The 18,636-nt window shown below is 71.1% G+C and carries 24 protein-coding genes; all 24 read right to left on the minus strand.

Annotation, left to right across the window (positions count from 1 at the left end; translation table 11 throughout):
- Positions 1 to 2: 2 nt before the first annotated feature.
- Positions 3 to 272 (minus strand): flagellar biosynthesis protein FliQ, encoded by a 270-nt coding sequence (gene fliQ / locus LV79_RS30135; protein ID WP_092784065.1) that lies wholly within the window; start codon positions 270 to 272, stop codon positions 3 to 5.
- Positions 273 to 281: 9 nt separating this feature from the next.
- Positions 282 to 1,112 carry a flagellar type III secretion system pore protein FliP gene (gene fliP, locus LV79_RS30140; protein ID WP_253841676.1) on the minus strand — a complete coding sequence of 277 codons (831 nt, stop codon included), beginning with the start codon at positions 1,110 to 1,112 and terminating at the stop codon, positions 282 to 284.
- Positions 1,109 to 1,522 carry a flagellar biosynthetic protein FliO gene (gene fliO, locus LV79_RS30145; RefSeq protein WP_253841677.1) on the minus strand — a complete coding sequence of 138 codons (414 nt, stop codon included), beginning with the start codon at positions 1,520 to 1,522 and terminating at the stop codon, positions 1,109 to 1,111. Before fliO ends, fliP begins: the two co-directional genes overlap by 4 nt.
- Positions 1,522 to 2,256 (minus strand): flagellar motor switch protein FliN, encoded by a 735-nt coding sequence (gene fliN, locus LV79_RS30150; protein ID WP_253841678.1) that lies wholly within the window; start codon positions 2,254 to 2,256, stop codon positions 1,522 to 1,524. The genes fliO and fliN overlap by 1 nt, the downstream gene beginning before the upstream one ends.
- The gene (locus tag LV79_RS30155) at positions 2,253 to 3,212 is read right to left on the minus strand and encodes a flagellar motor switch protein FliM (protein WP_253841679.1); all 960 of its coding nucleotides are present in this window, start codon (positions 3,210 to 3,212) and stop codon (positions 2,253 to 2,255) included. Before LV79_RS30155 ends, fliN begins: the two co-directional genes overlap by 4 nt.
- 313 nt (positions 3,213 to 3,525) lie before the next feature.
- Complete coding sequence (locus LV79_RS30160) at positions 3,526 to 3,969, minus strand: flagellar basal body-associated FliL family protein (RefSeq protein ID WP_253841680.1); 444 nt, start codon at positions 3,967 to 3,969, stop codon at positions 3,526 to 3,528.
- 16 nt (positions 3,970 to 3,985) lie between these two features.
- A complete protein-coding gene (locus tag LV79_RS30165; protein ID WP_253841681.1) occupies positions 3,986 to 4,876 on the minus strand; it encodes a flagellar motor protein MotB in 891 nt (296 codons plus the stop codon).
- The gene (locus LV79_RS30170) at positions 4,876 to 5,643 is read right to left on the minus strand and encodes a flagellar motor protein (RefSeq protein ID WP_253841682.1); all 768 of its coding nucleotides are present in this window, start codon (positions 5,641 to 5,643) and stop codon (positions 4,876 to 4,878) included. Before LV79_RS30170 ends, LV79_RS30165 begins: the two co-directional genes overlap by 1 nt.
- The gene (locus LV79_RS30175) at positions 5,643 to 5,921 is read right to left on the minus strand and encodes a flagellar FlbD family protein (RefSeq protein WP_253841683.1); all 279 of its coding nucleotides are present in this window, start codon (positions 5,919 to 5,921) and stop codon (positions 5,643 to 5,645) included. Before LV79_RS30175 ends, LV79_RS30170 begins: the two co-directional genes overlap by 1 nt.
- 107 nt (positions 5,922 to 6,028) lie before the next feature.
- Positions 6,029 to 6,859 carry a flagellar hook-basal body complex protein gene (locus LV79_RS30180; RefSeq protein ID WP_092784044.1) on the minus strand — a complete coding sequence of 277 codons (831 nt, stop codon included), beginning with the start codon at positions 6,857 to 6,859 and terminating at the stop codon, positions 6,029 to 6,031.
- 112 nt (positions 6,860 to 6,971) lie between these two features.
- Positions 6,972 to 7,388: a flagellar hook assembly protein FlgD gene (locus LV79_RS30185; protein ID WP_253841684.1), complete on the minus strand. Its 417-nt coding sequence runs from the start codon at positions 7,386 to 7,388 to the stop codon at positions 6,972 to 6,974.
- Positions 7,389 to 7,402: 14 nt separating this feature from the next.
- Positions 7,403 to 9,079, minus strand: a complete 1,677-nt coding sequence (locus LV79_RS30190) for a flagellar hook-length control protein FliK (RefSeq protein ID WP_253841685.1) — start codon at positions 9,077 to 9,079, stop codon at positions 7,403 to 7,405.
- The gene (locus tag LV79_RS30195; RefSeq protein WP_253841686.1) at positions 9,076 to 10,092 is read right to left on the minus strand and encodes a transglycosylase SLT domain-containing protein; all 1,017 of its coding nucleotides are present in this window, start codon (positions 10,090 to 10,092) and stop codon (positions 9,076 to 9,078) included. The genes LV79_RS30190 and LV79_RS30195 overlap by 4 nt, the downstream gene beginning before the upstream one ends.
- Positions 10,089 to 10,535, minus strand: coding sequence for a flagellar FliJ family protein (locus LV79_RS30200; RefSeq protein ID WP_253841687.1), 447 nt, complete (start codon positions 10,533 to 10,535; stop codon positions 10,089 to 10,091). The genes LV79_RS30195 and LV79_RS30200 overlap by 4 nt, the downstream gene beginning before the upstream one ends.
- Positions 10,535 to 11,881 carry a FliI/YscN family ATPase gene (locus LV79_RS30205; RefSeq protein ID WP_253841688.1) on the minus strand — a complete coding sequence of 449 codons (1,347 nt, stop codon included), beginning with the start codon at positions 11,879 to 11,881 and terminating at the stop codon, positions 10,535 to 10,537. The genes LV79_RS30200 and LV79_RS30205 overlap by 1 nt, the downstream gene beginning before the upstream one ends.
- Positions 11,878 to 12,513: a FliH/SctL family protein gene (locus LV79_RS30210; protein WP_253841689.1), complete on the minus strand. Its 636-nt coding sequence runs from the start codon at positions 12,511 to 12,513 to the stop codon at positions 11,878 to 11,880. The genes LV79_RS30205 and LV79_RS30210 overlap by 4 nt, the downstream gene beginning before the upstream one ends.
- Positions 12,497 to 13,513: a flagellar motor switch protein FliG gene (fliG, locus tag LV79_RS30215; protein WP_253841690.1), complete on the minus strand. Its 1,017-nt coding sequence runs from the start codon at positions 13,511 to 13,513 to the stop codon at positions 12,497 to 12,499. The genes LV79_RS30210 and fliG overlap by 17 nt, the downstream gene beginning before the upstream one ends.
- A 5-nt stretch (positions 13,514 to 13,518) precedes the next feature.
- Entirely contained in the window at positions 13,519 to 15,183 is a 1,665-nt protein-coding gene (fliF, locus tag LV79_RS30220; RefSeq protein ID WP_253841691.1) for a flagellar basal-body MS-ring/collar protein FliF, read from the minus strand.
- Positions 15,180 to 15,500 carry a flagellar hook-basal body complex protein FliE gene (gene fliE, locus LV79_RS30225; protein ID WP_253841692.1) on the minus strand — a complete coding sequence of 107 codons (321 nt, stop codon included), beginning with the start codon at positions 15,498 to 15,500 and terminating at the stop codon, positions 15,180 to 15,182. The genes fliF and fliE overlap by 4 nt, the downstream gene beginning before the upstream one ends.
- Positions 15,497 to 15,889 (minus strand): flagellar basal body rod protein FlgC, encoded by a 393-nt coding sequence (locus LV79_RS30230; protein WP_253841693.1) that lies wholly within the window; start codon positions 15,887 to 15,889, stop codon positions 15,497 to 15,499. The genes fliE and LV79_RS30230 overlap by 4 nt, the downstream gene beginning before the upstream one ends.
- Positions 15,890 to 15,891: 2 nt before the next feature.
- Positions 15,892 to 16,242, minus strand: a complete 351-nt coding sequence (locus LV79_RS30235) for a flagellar basal body rod protein FlgB (protein WP_253841694.1) — start codon at positions 16,240 to 16,242, stop codon at positions 15,892 to 15,894.
- A 364-nt stretch (positions 16,243 to 16,606) separates the two neighbouring features.
- Positions 16,607 to 16,939: a hypothetical protein gene (locus LV79_RS30240; RefSeq protein ID WP_253841695.1), complete on the minus strand. Its 333-nt coding sequence runs from the start codon at positions 16,937 to 16,939 to the stop codon at positions 16,607 to 16,609.
- Positions 16,936 to 17,328, minus strand: a complete 393-nt coding sequence (gene fliS / locus LV79_RS30245; RefSeq protein WP_253841696.1) for a flagellar export chaperone FliS — start codon at positions 17,326 to 17,328, stop codon at positions 16,936 to 16,938. The genes LV79_RS30240 and fliS overlap by 4 nt, the downstream gene beginning before the upstream one ends.
- 10 nt (positions 17,329 to 17,338) lie before the next feature.
- Positions 17,339 to 18,622, minus strand: coding sequence for a flagellar filament capping protein FliD (gene fliD, locus LV79_RS30250; protein WP_253841697.1), 1,284 nt, complete (start codon positions 18,620 to 18,622; stop codon positions 17,339 to 17,341).
- Between the last annotated feature and the right edge of the window lie 14 nt (positions 18,623 to 18,636).

Genomic DNA, 18,636 nt, shown 5'->3' on the forward strand with positions numbered 1-18,636 from the left:
GATCAACCGACCAGCGACGGGATCCGCTCGTAGAGGCCACCGGTGAAGCTGACGATCTCGTGCACCATCCAGCTGCCGGTGAGCAGCAGCGCGGCGGCGACCCCGATCGCCTTGGGCACGAACGACAGCGTCACCTCCTGGATCTGGGTGACCGACTGGAACAGCGAGATGCCGAAGCCGACGACGAGCGCGGTGAGCAGGATCGGCGCGGCGAGCTTGCCGGTGACCAGCATGGCCTGCACGCCCAGCTCGATGATGGTGGTGTCGTTCACGGCGTTCCCTTACGAGTAGGTGCCGACCAGGGCGGTGATGAGCAGGCCCCAGCCATTGGCGAGCACGAACAACAGGAGTTTGAACGGCAGCGCGACGGTCACCGGGGGCAGCATCATCATGCCCAGCGACATCAGCGACGCCGAGACGACCATGTCGATGACCAGGAACGGGATGAACAGCACGAAGCCGATGAGCATCGCCGCGCGCAGCTCCGAGAGCACGAAGGCCGGGATCAGGGTGGTGGTCGGGACATCGGCGGCGGTCGCGGGCTTCTCGTCGCCCGCGACCTTGGTGAACAGCGCGATCTCCTCGGGGCGGGTCTGCTTGAGCATGAACTCCCGCAGCGGCTTCATCCCGTCGGTGAACGCGACGGACTGGGACTTCTCGCCGTTGAGATAGGGCTGCACTCCTTGCGCGTTCACCTCGCTGACCACCGGTCCCATGATGAAGAGGCTCAAGAAGAGCGCCAACCCAGCCAACACCTGGTTCGGCGGGACGTTGGTCAATCCAAGGGCATTGCGTGTGATGCTGAGCACAACGAAGACCTTGGTGAAGCTGGTGCACAGCAGCAGCAGCGACGGCGCGACCGACAGCGTCGTCAGCAGCAGCAGGATGACGATGGACTCCGACGGCTTCTCCGGGGTCCCCACGGTCACCGTGACGGCGTCGTTGGGCTCGGTGGGGCCGGTCGGACCCGAGGGCTGGGCCACCGCGACCGGCGCCGCGGCGGACCCCGGCTGCGCGGAGGCGGACCCGGTCGCGCCGAGCAGTCCGATGAGGACCACCAGCAGCGCGAGCACGCTGGAGCGGCGGAACCGGCCCGGGCGCGCCGACCTCATTTGCGCACCGACCGCTCGCGCAACGCGTCCAACGCCTGTTTCCACGTGCTCGGCGACAACGCCGACCCGGTCAGCACACCCGGCTTGTCCGAGGTGGACGACCCGCCGGGGCTGTCCACGGCGGTGCCCGTCTTGTCCGGGGCCTGGCGCGGCTCCGGCGGCGCGAAGGACGCCACGTCGGCGATGTGCAGCAGGTTCACCTGGTGGTCGGTCACCCCGAGCACCAGCGCGGTCTGGTCCACCTGCACGACGGTGACGCTGGCGCCGCGGGAGAGCTGGGTGCGCGCGAGCACGTCCATCGTGCCGCCGCGGCGCCGGTTGCGCATCGGCCGCCTGGCCAGCCGGGCGGCCACCCAGAGCGCGGCGAGCACCAGCAGCAGGGCGATGAACACCCGCAGCAGCTCGGCCATCAGATGGCGTCCGCCGCCGCGCCCGCCAGGATCTCGGTGATCCGGATCCCGAAGTTCTCGTCGATGACCACGATCTCGCCGCGCGCGATGAGCCTGCCGTTGACCAGCACGTCGGCGGGCGCCCCGGCCGCCCGGTCCAGCTCGATGACCGAGCCGGAGCCGAGCGAGAGCAGTTCGCGCACGGTCATCCTGGTGCGGCCGAGCTCGACGGTCACCTCCATCTCGACGCCGCTGAGCAGGTCCATCGCCGAGGCGGCCGAGCGGCTCGGCGCACCGGCCTGGCGCGGCGCGGGGGTGCTCGGCTGCGGGGTGGACAGCGCGATGACGGCCTGCATGGCGGCACCGGCGGTCAGCGGGACGCCGACCAGCGCGCCGCTCTCGGCCATCGAGGCCAGCGCGGCCTCCGGGGTGGTCTGCCTGCCGGGGCCCGCGACCGAGCCGAGCACCTTGGCGGCGGCCTCCAGCGCGGGCGCCACCGCCGCGCCCAGGTCCAGCTCGCCCAGCGGGCTCGACTTGAGCGCCTCGACCAGCTCCTGGTTGACCAGCACGGCCAGGGTGCCCTGCGTCTGCCCGCTGAGGTCCGCGCAGACGGCCGCGCCGGGCAGGGCGAGGGTCGAGGCGTCGGAGACGGGGGTTCCCACGGTGAGCGCCTCGCTGGCGGGCAACACGGTCAACGCGGCCTCGGCGGCGGCGCGCACGGCGGCGGCGGAGTCGGTGTGCGTGCTGGTGCTCATCCGGGGAAGTCCTCCTTGTTCGCGGACACGACCTGGCAGGCGAGGCGGTTGCCCTGTTTCGTGGCGACGGCGTGGCCGAACACCCGACCGGCGGTGGTGATGTCGAGCGGGCGGCTCACCGGGTGCCCGAGCGAGAGCAGGTCACCGGGGCGCAGGTCGAACAGGTCGTTGGAGCGCAGCTTGGCCGGGGCGAAGCGGACCGCCACGTCCACCGGCACCTCGCGCAGGCCCTGGGTGAGCAGGTCGCGGGCGGCCTGCTGGGCGGCGCGCTCACCGGCGGTGGTCTCGGCGCTCTCGCTGTGGCGCTGCAAGGAGGGCAGCACGGACTGCAGCGGGACGGTCAGCGTCAGCGTGCTCTCGGCCTCGCCGACGGTCAGCTCGAAGTTCGCGGTGACCATGACGTCGGCCGGTCCGCCGACCTGCACCAGCTGCGGGTTGTACTCCAGGGCGCCCAGGATCGGGTCCACCCGGACGAACTCGGCCAGGCCGATCTTGAGCTCGGTCAGCACGTCGGCGAGCAGGTCCCGGATGAGCGGGGTCTCCAGGTCGGTCAGCGGCCGCACGTGCTGCTTGCCGCCGGGACCGCCGAGCAGGTGGTCGATCAGGGTCAGCGCGGTGACCTGCGGGAGCTCCAGGATGGCGGTGCCCGGCAGCGGGTCGAACCGCAGCGGCGCCACGACGACCGGCTCGGTCTCGCGCGCGAGGAACTCGTCGGTGGAGATCTGGTCCACCGCGGCCACGCCGACGCGGCAGACCACCCGCAGCTGCGAGGTCAGCAGGATGGCCAACCGGTGCGAGAAGGTCTCGTAGGCGAGCTGGAGCGTGCGCAGGTGCTCGCGCGGCAGCTTCGCCGGGCGCAGGAAGTCGTAGCTGGCCAGCGCGCGGCCATCGGTGACGAGCCCGCCGGTCTTCGCGCCGCCAGCCCGACGGCCCGGTGATGACGAAGGAGTCTGCACGTGGCCTCTATCGGCCGGGTCGCGGTGGATCTGAGCGCACAACCACCCGATGTCGTCCTATCGGGTGACATCGGGCTCGCGAGTGGACGGTCATCCGATCGGGGGGCTGGTGTCCCGGAAGGATCTTCGTCGTGGCGGGGCCCGGTGTCCTGATCGGACCGGGGACCCGGGCTGGGTGGGTCCCCGGTCCGATCAGGGGGTGGTCCGACCGGCCGGGCTGGTGGCCGGTCGGACCCGCGCGTCGTACTCCGTGCTGGGCGACTCCGTGAGGTGACTCCTGTGTGCGTCGACTACCGCGTGGCAGCGTGACGACCTACTGCATGACGAACTCGGTGAGGTAGATGTCCATCACCTCGTCCTCGTAGGCCTCGGCGATCTTCTCCTTGAGCTCCTTCTTCTGCTCCTCGCGCGCGGCGTTGCTCGACAGCTCCGCCACGGACTTGTTGCTGAACTGGGCCACGGCCAGGTCGAGCGCCTTGCTGCCGTCGAGCTTCTCGGTCACGTCGACGGTGGCCTGCAGCGCCAGCTTGAGCTTGAGGTAGTGCCCGTCGGTGAGGTTCATCGTCACCGAGTCGAGCACCAGGACCTCGCCGGGCTCCGGGGGAGCGGGCTCGCTGGGGGTGCGGAAGAACATGAAGTACGCCCCACCACCCCCGCCGAGCAGTACCACGAGCACCAGGATCAGCAGCAGCTTCTTGTTGCCCTTCTTCTCCGGCGCGTCGGTCTCGGCGGTCTTCTTGTCATCGGTCTTGCCCATGGTTCCTCCCTCCGGATCACTTCTCGGTCGCCGCGGTCGGCAGCAGTGCCTTGACCTCGGCTGACTGGTCTGACATCACGACCACCTCGACCCGCCGGTTGCGGGTCACCGAGAGGGGGTCGCTCGGGTCGTAGAGCGGTTTGGTGTCGGCGTAGCCCGCCGCGGTCATCCGCGACGAGGGCACCCCGTGGCCGAGCAGGTAGCGCACCACGCTGGAGGCCCGCGCCGTGGACAGCTCCCAGGAGCTGGGGTAGTTGCGCGTGGGCACCGGCAGCTGGTTGGTGTGGCCGCCGATCTCCAGGTGGTTGGGCAGCAGGGCCAGCGACGGCGAGATCGCGTCGAGCACCTCCTTGCCCTGCAGCAGCAGCTCGGCGCTGTCGCCCGCGAACACCACCGAGGAGGTGATGATCGTGACGACCAGGCCGCGCTGGTCGATGGTGAACTGCACCGAGTCGGTGAGCCCCGCCTTGGCCAGCAGCTCGGTCATCTTCTTCTGCACCTCGCGCAGCTTGGCGACCTCCTCGCGGGCCTTCTCCAGGTCGGCGGCGGCCTTGGCCCGGTCGGACTGCTGGACCGCCTTCTCCGCGTCGCTCTTGCTCATCGTGGTCACGTCGGCGCCCTCACCACCGGCCGCCGACTGCAGGTCGATCTTGTCGGGGCTGACCCCCGCGGTGTCCGGGCTGCCTGAGGCACCACCGACCACCAGCGACTGGCTGCCGCCGAACGCGCCAGCCAGGCTCTCCTTGAGCTGGTCGAACTTCTTCGCGTCCACAGTGGACATCGCGAACATGACGATGAACAGCACCATCAGCAGGGTGATCATGTCGGCGTAGGTGAGCAGCCACCGCTCGTGGTTCTCGTGCTCCTCCTCGTGGCCGCCGCGCTTGCGCTTGCCGCCGCCGGACATCAGGCTGCCTTGTCCTGTTCACCGCTGGCAGGCACCAGGCTGCGCAGCTTGCGGGCGACCAGTCGCGGGTTGGACCCGGCCTGGATGGCCAGCACCCCCTCGAGGGCGAGCATCATCTGCTCGCACTCCAGCTCGCTGATCCGCTTGAGCCGGTTGGCCATCGGCAGCCAGAACACGTTGGCCGTCATCACGCCGAACAGCGTCGCCACGAAGGCGCCCGCGATCAGGTGGCCCAGCTCGCTGGGGTCGGCCAGGTTCTCCAGCACGTGCACCAGGCCGAGCACGGTGCCGATGATGCCGATGGTCGGCGCGAAGCCGCCCATGTCGGTGAAGATCTTGGCGCCGACCTTGTCGTGCTTGCGCTTGGTGTCGATCTCGGACTCGAGGATGTCGCGGACCTCGTCGGAGTCGGTGCCGTCGATGGCCAGCTCCAGGCCCTTGCGCAGGAACGGGTCCTCGACCTTCTTGGCCTCGTCCTCCAGGGCGAGCAGGCCCTCGCGGCGGGCCCGGTCGGCGAGCTTGACCACGGTGTCGATGACCGCGCCCGCCTCGATCTTGGGCGAGAGCATCGCGCGCTTCATCAGGCCGACCACGCCGATGGCGTCCTTCATCATGCCGCTGGCCATGGCCACGCCGAAGGTGCCGACGAAGACCAGGATGATGGGCGGCAGGAGGATGATCGACATCGGGTCGCCGCCCTCCATGAGCATGGAGACGACGATGGCGATGAGGGCGAGCCCCATGCCCGCCAGGCTTGCCGGGTCCATCAGATCCCCCTCTCCGGCAGGTGCAGCAACGTGGCCTCGCCGTCCTCGACGAGGGTGGGTCCGGTCCGGTAGCCGTGCTCGGCGGCCTCCTGGGCCTGGCCGAGGATGACCGCGCGGTGCTCGCGCACCAGCGCCGCCAGCTCGTCGAGCGACTGGGCCACGACGTACTTGGCACCGTTGACCAGCGTGATGACCGTGTCGGGGGTGGACTCGGCGCGTTCGAGCAAGTCCGGGTTGAGGGCGAAAGGTTGGCCGTTGAGCCGATTCAGCAAGATCACAGCGTCCGTCCTTGGGGTGCCGTTTGGTTGGGCCCCTCCGTGGACCCCGCTTGTCAAGACATCGGCGGGCGGTTCACCTCCTTGAGGTGAACCGCCCGCCCTAACCGCTAGCGCTTGAGGTTCATCAGGTCCTGGAGCAGTTCGTCGGAGGTGCTGATGATCTTCGAGTTGGCCTGGAACCCGCGCTGGGCGATGATCAGGTTGGTCAGCTCCTGGGCGAGGTCCACGTTGGACATCTCCAGCGCGCCGGAGACCAGCACGCCCATGCCGTTGCTGCCCGGGGCGTTGACCTGGGCGGCGCCGGAGTTGGCGGTGGCGCGGTAGAGCGAGCCGCCGATCTTCTCCAGACCGGTGACGTTGGAGAACTTGGCGATCGCGATGCGGCCGATGTTCTGCTGCTGGCCGTTGGAGGCCAGGATGCCGACCAGGGTGCCGTCCGGGGACAGCGAGTAGCTGGCGTAGGTGGTGGAGTCGATGGTCAGCGCGCCGATCGGCTGGGTCTGGTCGATGACGCCCGCGGTGCCCATCCAGCCCTGCACCAGGCCGCCGTCGGCGGAGGTGAGGCGGCCCTGGGCGTCGGAGGCCATCGAGCCCGCGCGGGTGTAGGCCTGCTGGCCCGCGTTGTCGATGACGAAGAAGCCGTCACCCTGGATGAGCATGTCGCCGGTGCGGTTGGTCAGCTGGCTGTTGCCCTGGGTGAAGTTCACGCTGGTGCCCGCGGTCTTGACGCCGAGGCCGACCTGCGCGGGGTTCTGCGCGGCGGTGTTGGCGCCCGCCGCGGCGGCGGTGCGGATGCTCTGGCTGAGCGCGTCCTCGAAGACCACCGCCGAGCTCTTGAACCCGCTGGTGTTCACGTTGGCGATGTTGTTGCCGGTGACGTCCATCATGGTCTGGTGGCTGCGCAGGCCGCTGATGCCCGCGAAGAGGGAACGCAACATGTGGTTTCCAGCCTTCTTCTCGTGTTCGACGCTGAGGTCTGTCGGTGGGGTCTGTCGTGTGGGGACCGTCCGGTGTGGAGCTGGTCCCGGGGGAGTGCTTGGTGGCGCTGGGTCAGACGGTGCGCTGACCGGTGACCAGCGCGAGCGGGACGTCCGCGGAGCCGATGCGCACCGTCGGGCTCGCGCCGAAGGTGGCGGCGGTGACGGTGCCGGTGAGGGTCTCGCCGTCGACCTTGGTCTTGTAGCTGACCGACTTGCCGACCAGGGCGCTCGCCTGCGCGCTCAGCGTGGAGGTGAGCATGCTGGTCTGCGACTCCGCGAGCGACGACAGCTTCTCCACCTGGGTCAGCGTCGCGGTCTGGGTCATGAAGGCGGTGGGGTCGGCCGGGCTGCTCGGGTCCTGGTAGCGCAGCTGGGCGACGAGGAGCTTGAGGAAGGCCTGGGAGTCCAGCGCGGTCAGCGGGCTGCCCTTGGTGCTGCTCGACGCGGCGGTCTGCGTCGTCGCGGCACCCGAGATGGGGGTGGTCATGGATCTCCTCGCTCCTAGGCGTGCAGGTCGAGCACACCCGCGGTGCGCGCGGGTGCGGCCGGGCCGGTCGACGTGGTGGTCGCGGGCAGGCTGGTCTTGGCGGTCGCCGCGGTCTCGCGCCTGGCGGCCGAGGCGGTCCACTGGTCCCACTGGGCGCGCTGCGACCACTGGTCGCCCGCGCCCCGGTCGGTGCCCGAGTAGGCGCCGTCGCTGAGCTGGCACGAGCCGAACCCGGCCTGCTCCAACTCGCGGCGCAGCTCCGGCAGCGCGGCGCGCAGCGCCTCGCGGCCCGCCTCAGTCGCGCTGCCCAGGTCGAGGTGGATGTCGCCACCGGAGATCCGGGCGGTCAGGCTGACCGGGCCGAGGTCGACCGGGTGCAGGTGCACGGTGAGCGTGTGCTCGCCGTTGTGGCCGCGCAGCGGGCTCAGCTCGGCGGCCAGCTGGTGCGCGTTCTGGGTGTGCACGGGGGCGTGCGGCGCCTGCGGCGCGGCCGGGGTGTCGACCGCCTGCACGCGGGCCAGGTCGACCGTGGCGACCGGTACGGTGACCGGTGCGGCCGCCGCGGGGGTGGTCACGGTGCCCTGGTCCTGGGTGGACGCCCGAACGACCTCCACCGCGAACTCCTGGGTGGACAGTGCGGTCGGCTCGACCAGCGCGGTGGCGTCAACGCCGGGCGCGGCCTGCTTGTCGTCGTCCTTGGCCGAGTCGTCCTTGGTGGACTTCTCCGAGGTGGCCTGGGTGGTGCCCTGGCCCACCGCGGTGGACGTCGCGGACGTCGCGGTGTCCCCGGTGCCCGACTGCGGCTTCTCCGCCGCGGGAGCCGTGCTCGCCGTCGGTTGGGTGGGGATCGCGGTCGCGGCGGCGGTGCCGTCGGCCTGGGCGGTGGGCACCACGACGCCGTCGACCGGGGCCGTCTGCTGGGCCTCGGCCCGCACGGTCCCGGAGTGGGTGGTCGGCGCGCTGGCCGACAGGGTGGTGGTGTTGTCCACGAAGGGGTTGTCGGCAGCCCCGGTGGCCGACTCCAGGCCTGCACCCGTCTCGCCGCCGGTCGGCACCTGTTCCGCTCCCGTACCCCCGACGACCGGGGTGGTCACGGCGCCCGCGGGCAGTTCCGCGGTGCTCGCGTCCGCGCTCGCGGACTCGGCACCCGCGGCCGTCTGCTGCGGGCTCACGGCCTCGGTGGCCGCCCGCGCCGGGGACTTCGGGGCGCCTGCTGCGGGGACCTCGACGAAGCCGTTGGCGTCCGCGGTGGACACCGCCGCCGCGGCGGGGCGGGACGCCGCGGCGGCGGGAGCCTGGTCACCCGGTGCGGGCTGGGTGGGGGCGGTCACCGCGTCCGGCGTGCCCTTGGCCTGCTCCGCGTTCGCGGTCACCGGCTGGGCGGCCGCGAAGGGTAGCCCGAGAGTCGGCACGACCATGGCCGACATGAGCGCGGCGGTGGTATCGGTCTCGGTCTGCTCGCCCTCGGCGCGCGCGCCGATCTCGCCGGGCAGGCCGGCAGTGGTGGCGGTGGGGGTGGTGGTGGCGGGCGTGGGAGTGCCCCCGATCGCGAGCGCCTGCAACAGGTCCGCGAAGGCGGGGGTGGTGTCGGTGCCGGGCTGGTCCCCGTTCGGCGCGCTCTCGGCCGTGGTGGCCGTCGTGGTGGCGGTGGTGGGCCTGGTCAGCGCCGGGGTGAAACCGGGGATGGTCATGCCGCGACTCCGGAGTTCAGGTTCGCCATGATCTTGCGGACGTAGTTCTGGGTCTCGTTGTAGGGCGGGATGCCGTCGTACTTGCGCACCGCGCCCGGGCCCGCGTTGTAGGCGGCCAGCGCCAGCGGGACCGACCCGAAGGTCTCCAGGTGGCTCTTGAGCAGCCGGGCGGCGCCGTCGACGGCCTGCGTCGGGTTCATCGCGTCGACGCCGAGGCCCTTGGCGGTGGCGGGCATGATCTGCATCAGGCCCTGGGCGCCCGCGCCGCTGACCGCGTTGGGGTTGTAGTTCGACTCGGCCTTGGCGACCGCGGAGAGCAGGCCGGTCGGCAGGCCGTACTTCTGGGTGGCCTGGGTGAACAGCGCGGAGTAGGCGGAGGAGCCGCCGCTGGACACGCCGTACTTGCCGGTGAGCGCGGTGAGCGAGTCGGCGCCGGTCAGGCTGGAGAGGCTCGACAGCCCGGACAGGTTCGACAGGCCCGAGAGGTTCGACAGCGACGAGGTGCTGGAACTGGTCTCCGGCAGCACCCGGCGGATGGCGGTCGGGGTCTCGTAGACCTTGCCGACCTTGACGTCCTGGCCCGCCTCGGGCGCGTGGATCATCTTGCCGTCGCCGATGTAGATGCCGATGTGGTGCACCGGCGAGCCGAAGGCGACCAGGTCGCCGGGCTTGGCCTGGTCGAGCGACGGGACGGCGGTGCCGACCTTGGCCTGGTCGCGGCTCACCCGGGGGAGGTCGACACCCAGGTCGCCGTAGACCTGCTGCACGAGGCCAGAGCAGTCCAGACCGGTCGCCGGGTCGGTGCCGCCCCACACGTAGGGCACGCCGATGTACTTCTGGGCCGCGGTGACCGCGTCGGCACCGGTGGCCGACCCGGCGTTGGCGTCGCCGAGCGCCCCGCTCAGCGTCGCGGCGAACTCGGAGCTCGAGGTGCTCTCCGCCGCGCGGGTGGACGGCACGACCAACGCGTTGATCTCCGCCATCCGCGACATGATCGCCTGGATACCGCTCACAGGTTGCCTCCCGGCCCGTCGGTCCGCGCGTCACCGCGCCGTTGCCCGGCCACTTCATCGGCAACTCGCTGCTCGGCGGCAAGATTCGCGAGGCGTTCTTCCTCAGTCACCCGTTCGACGAGTTTTTCCACGCCGCGGCGACGCTGTGCGGCTTCGCGCAGCCGCCCGGCCTCCACTTCCGACTCAGAGCGCATCGCCCGTTCGTGGGCGCGTGCCTCGCTCAGTGCCGACGCCAGCGCGCGGCCCGCGGCGACGGCGGCCAGGTAGCTGGTGGCGTCCCCGTCGCGCGGCCCGGACCACGCCCGCATCGACTCCGCGCGCGACTCCACGTAGGAGCCCGCCTCGGTCAGCCGGGCGTTGGCCATGGTGACCGCGCTCTTGGCGATGTCCTCCTGGGCGCGGCGGGCGCGCAGGACGGCGGCCAACTTGGTGCGGATCGTCATCAGTGCCCTCCACCGGTGGGTGCGGAACCGTGCAGCAGCTGCGCCAACTGCTCCCAGGCCGCGGTCGCGGGGACCTGGTCGTCGATGCTCTGGCGCAGGAAGTCGTTGATCGGGCCGCGCAGCGCCAGCGCCCGGTCGGCGTCGGGGTTGGTGCCCGGCACGTAGGCGCCGATCTCCACCAGCTCGCGCACGTCGCGCTGGGCGGCGAGCAGCCTGCGCAGCGTCGCGGAGTCGGTCCGCTGCTCGCGGGTGGTGATGGCACCGGTCACCCGCGACACCGACTCCAGCACCTCGATGCTGGGGAAGTGGCCCGCGGTGGCCAGCTTGCGGTCGAGCACCACGTGACCGTCCAGGATGGACCTGGCCGCGTCGGCGATCGGCTCGTTGTGGTCGTCGCCCTCCACCAGCACGGTGTAGAGCCCGGTGATGCCGCCGACCGGGGCGGGCCCGGCCCGCTCCAGCAGGGTCGGCAGCAGCGCGAACACCGACGGCGGGAAGCCGCGGGTCGCGGGCGGCTCGCCCGCGGAGAGGCCGACCTCGCGCTGCGCCATGGCGATGCGGGTCAGGCTGTCCATCATCAGCAGCACGTTCCTGCCGGTGTCGCGGTAGAACTCGGCGATGCGGGTCGCCACGAACCCGGCGCGCAGCCGCACCAGCGGCGGCTGGTCGGAGGTCGCCACGATGACCACCGAGCGGGCCAGGCCCTCGGGGCCCAGGTCGTTCTCCAGGAACTCGCGCACCTCGCGGCCGCGCTCGCCGATCAGCGCGATCACGGTGATCTCCGCCTGGGTGCCGCGGGTGATCATCGACAGCAGGCTGGACTTGCCGACGCCGGAGCCCGCGAAGATGCCGATGCGCTGCCCGTGTCCACAGGGGACCATCGTGTCCAGCGCGCGCACACCCAGCTGCAGCGGCTCGCTGATCAGCGAGCGCTCCATCGCCGATGGCGGCGCCATGTCCACCGAGACCCGGGCGAGGCCGGTCAGCGGCGGGCCGCCGTCCATCGGGTTGCCCAGGCCGTCGAGCACCCGGCCGCGCAGCTCCTCGCCCACCGCGATGCGCAGCGGGCCACCGGTGTTGACCACCGGGCTGCCGACGCCGACGCCACCGAGCGGGCCCAGCGGCAGGCACACCACGCGCTCGTGGTCGAGCGCGACGACCTCGGCGAGCAGCGGCTGCTCCTGCGGGCCGATGCGCACCAGGTCGCCGATGCGGGCCACGATGCCCGCCACGGTCACCGCGAGGCCGACCACGCCGACGACCACGCCGGTGCGGCTGGGCCGCGCGACGGGCAGCAGCGCGGCGAACCGCTCGCCGAAGGCGCTCTCGCGCAGGGTGCTGGTCACGGTGCCAACTCCGCCCTGACCCTGGCGAGTGCGGCGCCGAGGGTCGCGTCAACGGTGGAGACCGCGGTCTGGGCGATCGCGTCGCCGCGCGCCACACCTGGGTCCCCGATCAGGGTCACCTGCTTGCCGGGGGTGGGGTCGCCGTTCGCGGTGAGCTCGGCCAGGTCGAGCGGATTCACCCGCACGGTCACCGACGCGGTGGCGGGCAGGCCGCTGATGGCCCGCTCCAGCCCGGCCCGCGCGCTCTCGGCGACCGCGGTCGAGAGTTGGGTACCCAGCATCGCCTCGGCCAACTCCACCGCGGCGGCCAGCACCTCGGCGGCCATGTCCTCGGCGCGGCGCACCGTGGTGCCCAGCACCTGCCGCACCGCGTCGTCCACCGCGGACACCGCGAGCGCGGTGCGGGTGGCGCGGTCGGCCAGCAGCCGGTCCAGCTCGGCCTGGGCGCTGGCGCGGGCGGCCGTGGTGGCCTCGCGCGCCTCGCGCATGCCCTGCGCCCAGCCGGTGGCGTAGCCCTCGGCGTGCGCACCGGCGCGGCCGGACTGGTTGACCGAGGTGACCCCGATCTGGAACGGCACGGCGGCGTCGTCGCCGCGCACCACGGTCCCGATCCGCTCAGGCGACGAACTCATCGTCATCCCCCCGCCGCAGCACGATCTGACCGGACTCCTCGAGCGTGCGGATCTCGCCGATGATCTTGGCCTGGGCCTCCTCGACGACCCGCAGGCGGATCGAGCCGAGCACCTCGATCTCCTCGACCAGGCTCTCCGCGGCGCGCTCGGACAGGTTGCGCAGCACCTTGTCGCGCACGTCCTCGCGCACACCCTTGAGCGCGGTGGCCAGGTCCGCGGGGGACACGTTGCGCAGCACCAGCTGCAGCGACTTGTCCTCGATGCCGACCAGGTCCTCGAACATGAACATCTGGCTGCGGATCTCGTCGGCCAGCTCGGGCGAGCGCTTGGCCAGGCCGTCGAGGATGGAGCGCTCGGTCGCCCGGTCGGACCGGTTGATGATGTCCACCAGCGGACCGACACCACCGATGGTGGAGACGTCGGAGGGCTGCAGCAGCGAGGACAGCTTGCGCTCGAGCTGGTTCTCCAGCTTGCGCACGATCTCCGGGGAGGTGCGGCCCATGGTCGCCACCCGCAGCGCGACCTCGCTCTGCCGCTCGGGGGCGAGCCCACCGAGGACCGCGGAGGCCAGGTTGGCGGGCATGTGCGCCAGCACCAGCGCCACCGTCTGCGGGTGCTCATCCTGCACGAACGAGAGCACCTGGCGGGGCTCGGCCCGCTGCAGGAAGCGGAACGGCACGTCCACCATGGTCGCCCCGATGCGGTCGACGATCTCGTCGGCGCGGTCGTGGCCCAGGGTCTCGATGAGCAGCTCGCGGGCGTAGTCCATGCCGCCGTGCGCGACGTGCTTGCGCGCCTTGGCCATCGCGTGGAACTCGTCGAGCACGTTGGTGGTGTAGCTGGCGTCGACCGCGCCGAGCCGGGCGACCTCGGCGGAGAGCATCTCCACCTCGGCCTCGCGCAGCTTGGAGAGCACCTTGGCCGAGCCGTCCTTGCCCATCTTCAGCAGCAGCACCGCGGCCTTGCGCAGGCCCTCGGGGGTGTTGGCGGAGTCGGTCATGGTGGTCAGGCCCCCTTCGTCGCGAGCCAGCCGCGCAGCAGCCTGGCCACCTCGTCGGGCTGCTCGTCGACGAGCGCCTCGATCTCCTTGAGCTTGCGTTCCTGCTGGCCGCCGTCGGCGTCGCCGCCGAGGCCGCCACCGATGGCGGTCAGCTCGCTTGCCGACTCCAACCGGGCCTTCTCGCCAGCGGCCTCCAGGGCCACGGCCCTGGTGCGCTCCAGCTCGGCCTTGATCTCGTCGAGCCGCTGCATCTCCGCGGCCTGCAGCACCCGGTTGCGCTTGCGGCGGCGGCGGCTGGCGAACCAGGTCACCAGCAGCAGCACCACGACCGCGAGCGCGGCGGCGCCCTGCTTGATCAGCGACAGCTGCTCGGCCTTGCCCGCGTCGGCGGTCTGCGCTGCCAGCTCCTGCTGGGCGGCGTCGGCGGTCGCGGTGTTGAACTTCATCGAGGTGACCGCGAGGGTGTCGCCCCGGGTGGTGTCCAGGCTGACCGCGGAGGCGGCCAGCTCGCGGATCTGCGCCATGTCGGCACCGGCGGCGGTCGTCTCGTCGAGCAGCACCGCGACGCCGAGCTTGCGGACCTGGCCCGGCGCGTTCTGGCGGGTCTCGATGACCGAGTTGACCGCGTTGTCGCGGACCGCCTTCTGCTGCGAGTACGTGCCGTTGCCGTCGGTGGTGCCGGTACCGGTGCTGGTGGTGTCGCCCTCGGTGCCGTTGGTCTGGCCCAGGACGCCGCCGTTCGCGCCAGCCGCGCCCGCACCGGTGCCGGTGTAGGTCTCGTCGGTGGTGCTCTCCGACAGCGCGGGGGCGTCGGACTTGGTGTACGTCTGGCTCTTGGTCTCCGAGGTGTCGAAGTCCAGGTCCGCGGTCACCTTGACCACCGCGTGGTTGGGCCCGACGACCTGGGTCAGCAGCGACTGCAGCGAGCTGGACAGGCGCTGCTCGTAGGCGGCGGTCTCCTGCTGGCGGGTGCTGGTGGAACCCGAGTCGCCCTGGCCGGGCGCGGCGAGCACGGTGCCGTCGGAACCGGCCACCGTCACGTTGTCCGGGTCCATGTTCTCGACCGCGGAGGCGACCAGGTGCACGACGGTCTGGACCTGCTCGGCGGAGAGCTTCTTGCCGCCCGCGGTGGCCACCATGACCGACGCGGTGGGCTTGCTGGAGTCGTCGGAGAAGACGTCCTTGGTGGGGATCGCCAGGTGCACGGTGGCCGCGGTGACGCCGTCGATCGACTTGATCGTCTTGGTCAGCTCGCCCTCGAGCGCGCGCTGGTAGGTGACCTGCTGCATGAACTCCGAGGTGGTCACGCCCTGCTGGTCGAGCAGCGAGTAGCCGGTGTCCTCGGAGGCGGGCAGGCCGGAGCTGGCCATCTTCAACCGCAGCGCGTAGAGCTGGTCGGCGGGCACCATCACGGTGGTGCCGCTGTCGGCGAGCTCGTAGGGGGTCCCGGCGGCGGTCAGCTCGTCGACGATCGCCGAGGCGTCCTTGGCCGCGAGGTTGGTGAACAGCGGCGAGTAGTTCGTGGTCGCGGCGAAGAAGCTGAAGTAGACCCAGATCCCGATGGCCGCGACGAGGGCACCGGCGACGACGACGATCTTCTGGCCGAGCGAGAAGGCCTTGAAGCCGTCCACAACGCGGCGGAGCAGCACCATGATCCGGTCCTGGTTCATGCCTGCAGCCTCATGATCTCCTGGAAGGCCTCGATGGCCTTGTTGCGGACCTGGACCGTGAGCTGGGTGGTCAGGTTGGCCTCAGTGGCCGCGGCGAGGTAGTTGTGCACGTCGATGTCGGACCCGGTGGCGGCCTTGACGGCCAGCGCGCTCGCCCGGTCCTGCACCTGCTGGCTGCTCTCCAACGCCTTGCCGATGATCGCGCCGAAGCCGGACCCGGAGGCCGACTCGGCAGCGGAGGTCTCGCCGAGGGAGATGGGGGCGACGACGGCGGGCGGGGCGATCGCGGATGTCACCGCGCTGATGGGGCTGCTCACGCGTTCTTCCCGAGGTTGAGTGCGGCCTGGTAGGCCGAGGTGGCCCGCTCGACGGCGGCGATGTTGGCCTGGTAACCGCGCTGGGCCATGATCAGGTAGCCCATCTGCTCACTGAGGTCGATGTCCGGGTAGCGCACGTAGCCACCGGCGTCGGCGAGCGGGTGGGTGGGCTCGTAGACCATCCGGCCGGTCTTGTCGCCGGAGAGCACCTGGGAGACCACGGTCCCGTTGTGCGTCGGGAGCTCCTTGGCCACCACGAACCGCTCCTGGAACGCGTTGCCGGTCGTCGAGGCGACGTTGTTGATGTTGGCCATGTTGTCCGAGACCGCGTCGAGCCACTTGCGGTGCACCGAGACGCCACTGGCGGCGGTGTCGATGATGTTGAACATGATCAGCGCACACCCTTCAGCACGGTGCTCACGAGCCCGTACCGGTCGTCCATGGCGCGCAGCATCAGCTGGTAGCGCAGCCCGGTCTCGGTGGAGCCCAACGTCTCCTCGTCGAGGTTGACGTTGTTGCCGTCCTGCCTGGCGGCCAGGTTCGAGGTCGAGAACGACGCCCGCACGCCCTTGGCGCCATCGCCGCTCGAGATCGCCTGGGCCAACGCGGTCTCGAACTCGACCTTCTTGGCCTTGAAGTGGGGGGTCTCGATGTTGGCGATGTTGTTGGCCTGCACCCGCTGGCGCATCGCCAGACCGTCGAGCGAGGCCCGCACGGCCTGCGTGGTGAGATCGTCGAACACGACCGGTGCTCCTTCGTGCCGGGTGGTCGCCGATCCGTGGCGGGTGACTCTGAGCGATCCGTGCTCAGGCGCTTCTTCGGCTCCGTTGGAAGAAGAATGAGCCGGCAGCGGTGGTGCACCGGTCGTCGTTCGGTTGCCACTCGGGTGCTCTTCCACCAGGTCAACCGCATGGTCATCCTGGTGACCCCGATCACAGGGGTGCGCGGGGGAGATCATCGGGAGTCCACACCGGACGCACGCACCGGGCACGCACACGGACCGCGCCCGCGACCTGGGAGGAGGTGGTCGCGGGCGCGGTCGTTCACACAGCCGGGCTAACCCGGCCGCGGGTCTTCTTCAGTTGGTCACGCGGTCACGTCGGGGCTCACATGGCCACGTCGACGTAGCTGGGCCGGGCCGGGTCGCGCCGGTCCTCGACCATCTTGCCGATCACCAGCGAGTGCATCGCGGCACCGGACATGGCGGCGGCGAGCTTGGTCGCCACCTCCAACTGCCTGCGCAGCACGGCGTCCGCGCGCGGGCGCATGTCCAGCGGCAGCGGCCCGAGACCGGCCGGTGGCGTCCACGGGTCGAACCTGGGCAGCTCGCGGAGCATGTGCTCCTCGAGCAGCAACGCCTCCGCGGAGGCCACATCGGACTCCAGCCGGTCGAGCGCCTGGGCCCAGGCCAGGTTCCACGCGCTCGCCGTGCCGCTCACGACTTGCCGTTCGCCGCGGGGAGGGCCTCGACAGCCTCCCGCCAGGCGTCGCGCAGCGGCTCGACGATGCCCAGTGCCGCGCGCACCGCGGCGGCGTCCTGGGCGATGTTGGCGCGCATCAGCGCCGCGAGCAGGAACGCGTAGATCCCGGCCAGTTCCTTGCCGCCGTCCCAGGCCTCCGGGCGCAGGGAACCCTGCAGCTCCAACAGGATGTCCTGGGCGTGCAGCAGCAGTTCCGACGCGGCGGAGCGGTCACCGGCGTCGACGGCGTCCGCGCCGCGGGCCAGGTCGAGGCAGAGCCGGTCGTAGAGCATGACCAGCAGGCGACCCGGGGTCGCGGTCGTGACCGAGTCAGCGAGGTAGCGCTGGCGCAGTGCGGGGCTCGACATCAGGGTTCTCCTAGCTCAGGCTCGAGAGCTGGCTGGAGAGCCAACTCGACTGGTCCTTCAGCTTGCCGAGCGCGGTTTCCAGGTTGGTGTACTGCCGCTGCAGCGCCACCTTCTTGGAGGCCAGCTTGCTGTCCCAGTCGGTGATCTGGTCGTTGAGCTTGCGGACGTAGGCGTCACCGTTCTGGATGACCAGGGTGAGCTTGCCGGTGGTGCTGTTGATGACGCCGTCGGCCACCTCGGTGTAGCGGCCGGTCAGCGTGGTGCCGATCTGGGCCTTCACCGCCGCGGGGTCCTTGCCCGCCGCGGCCAGGAACGCGGTGCGGTCGAACTTCAGCGCGCCCGTGCGGTCGAGTGACACACCGGAGGTGCTGAAGGTCCCGTTCGGGACGCCGCTGCTCACCGTGGTGAGCAGCTGCTCGCGCAGGCTGCGCACCATCGGGTTGCCCGAGAGCACCCCCCCGGTCTTGGTGGTCGCGTTGTAGGCGGTGTAGCCGTCGATCAGCGACAGCGCCGAGTTCACCGCGTTGACCAGGGTCTGGGTGGCGTCGGCCGCCTTGCCGGGGTCGGCGGTCGTGGACACGGTGATGCCGGACTCGACCTTGTTCGCGGTGACCGTCACACCCGGGATGAGACCGGTGAAGGTGTTGTCGGCGCTGGCGAGCTTGTAGCCGCCCGCCAGCGGGTTGCCGACGGTGACGACACCGTCCGCGCCCTGCGTCATGACCGCGGTCGCGTTGGTGAGCCCGGAGACGCTGAACGACTTCGCCGCGCCGGTGCCGGTCGCGGAGAACTGCAGCACCTGGCCGGTGGTCGTGGTCAGCACCGTCGCCCGCACCCCGGCGTTGGCGCCGTTGATGGCGTCCGCGACGCCCTGGGGGGTGTTGGTGGCGACCGGGACGTTGACCGTCTTGCCGCTGAACACCAGGTCCAGCGAGGCGCCCGCGGCGGGCGTGCCGGAACCCGGCACCGCGGAGGTCAGCACGTGCGTGGCGGCCAGCGAGGTGACGTCGAAGGTGGCGGTACCCGCCAGCGCGGTGGTCGACGCGGCGACCGAGACCGCCGAGGAGGACGAGGTGGCCTTGACCGCGGTCCAGGTGGTGGACGCGGCGAGGTCCTTGGCCGCGTTCTGCACCGCCAGCATGCGGGTGTTGATGGCCTGGTAGGCGGTGGTGAGCTTCTGCTGGTCGCTCACCTTGCTCTTGAGGCGGGTTTGCGGCGCCGCCTCGAGGCTCATCAGCTGGGAGATGATCGAGGTGGTGTCCAAACCGGTGACGAGTCCGTCGACACTTGTCATGGAGGGGCCTTCTT

Source organism: Actinokineospora globicatena (assembly GCF_024171945.1).
GTDB lineage: Bacteria > Actinomycetota > Actinomycetes > Mycobacteriales > Pseudonocardiaceae > Actinokineospora > Actinokineospora globicatena.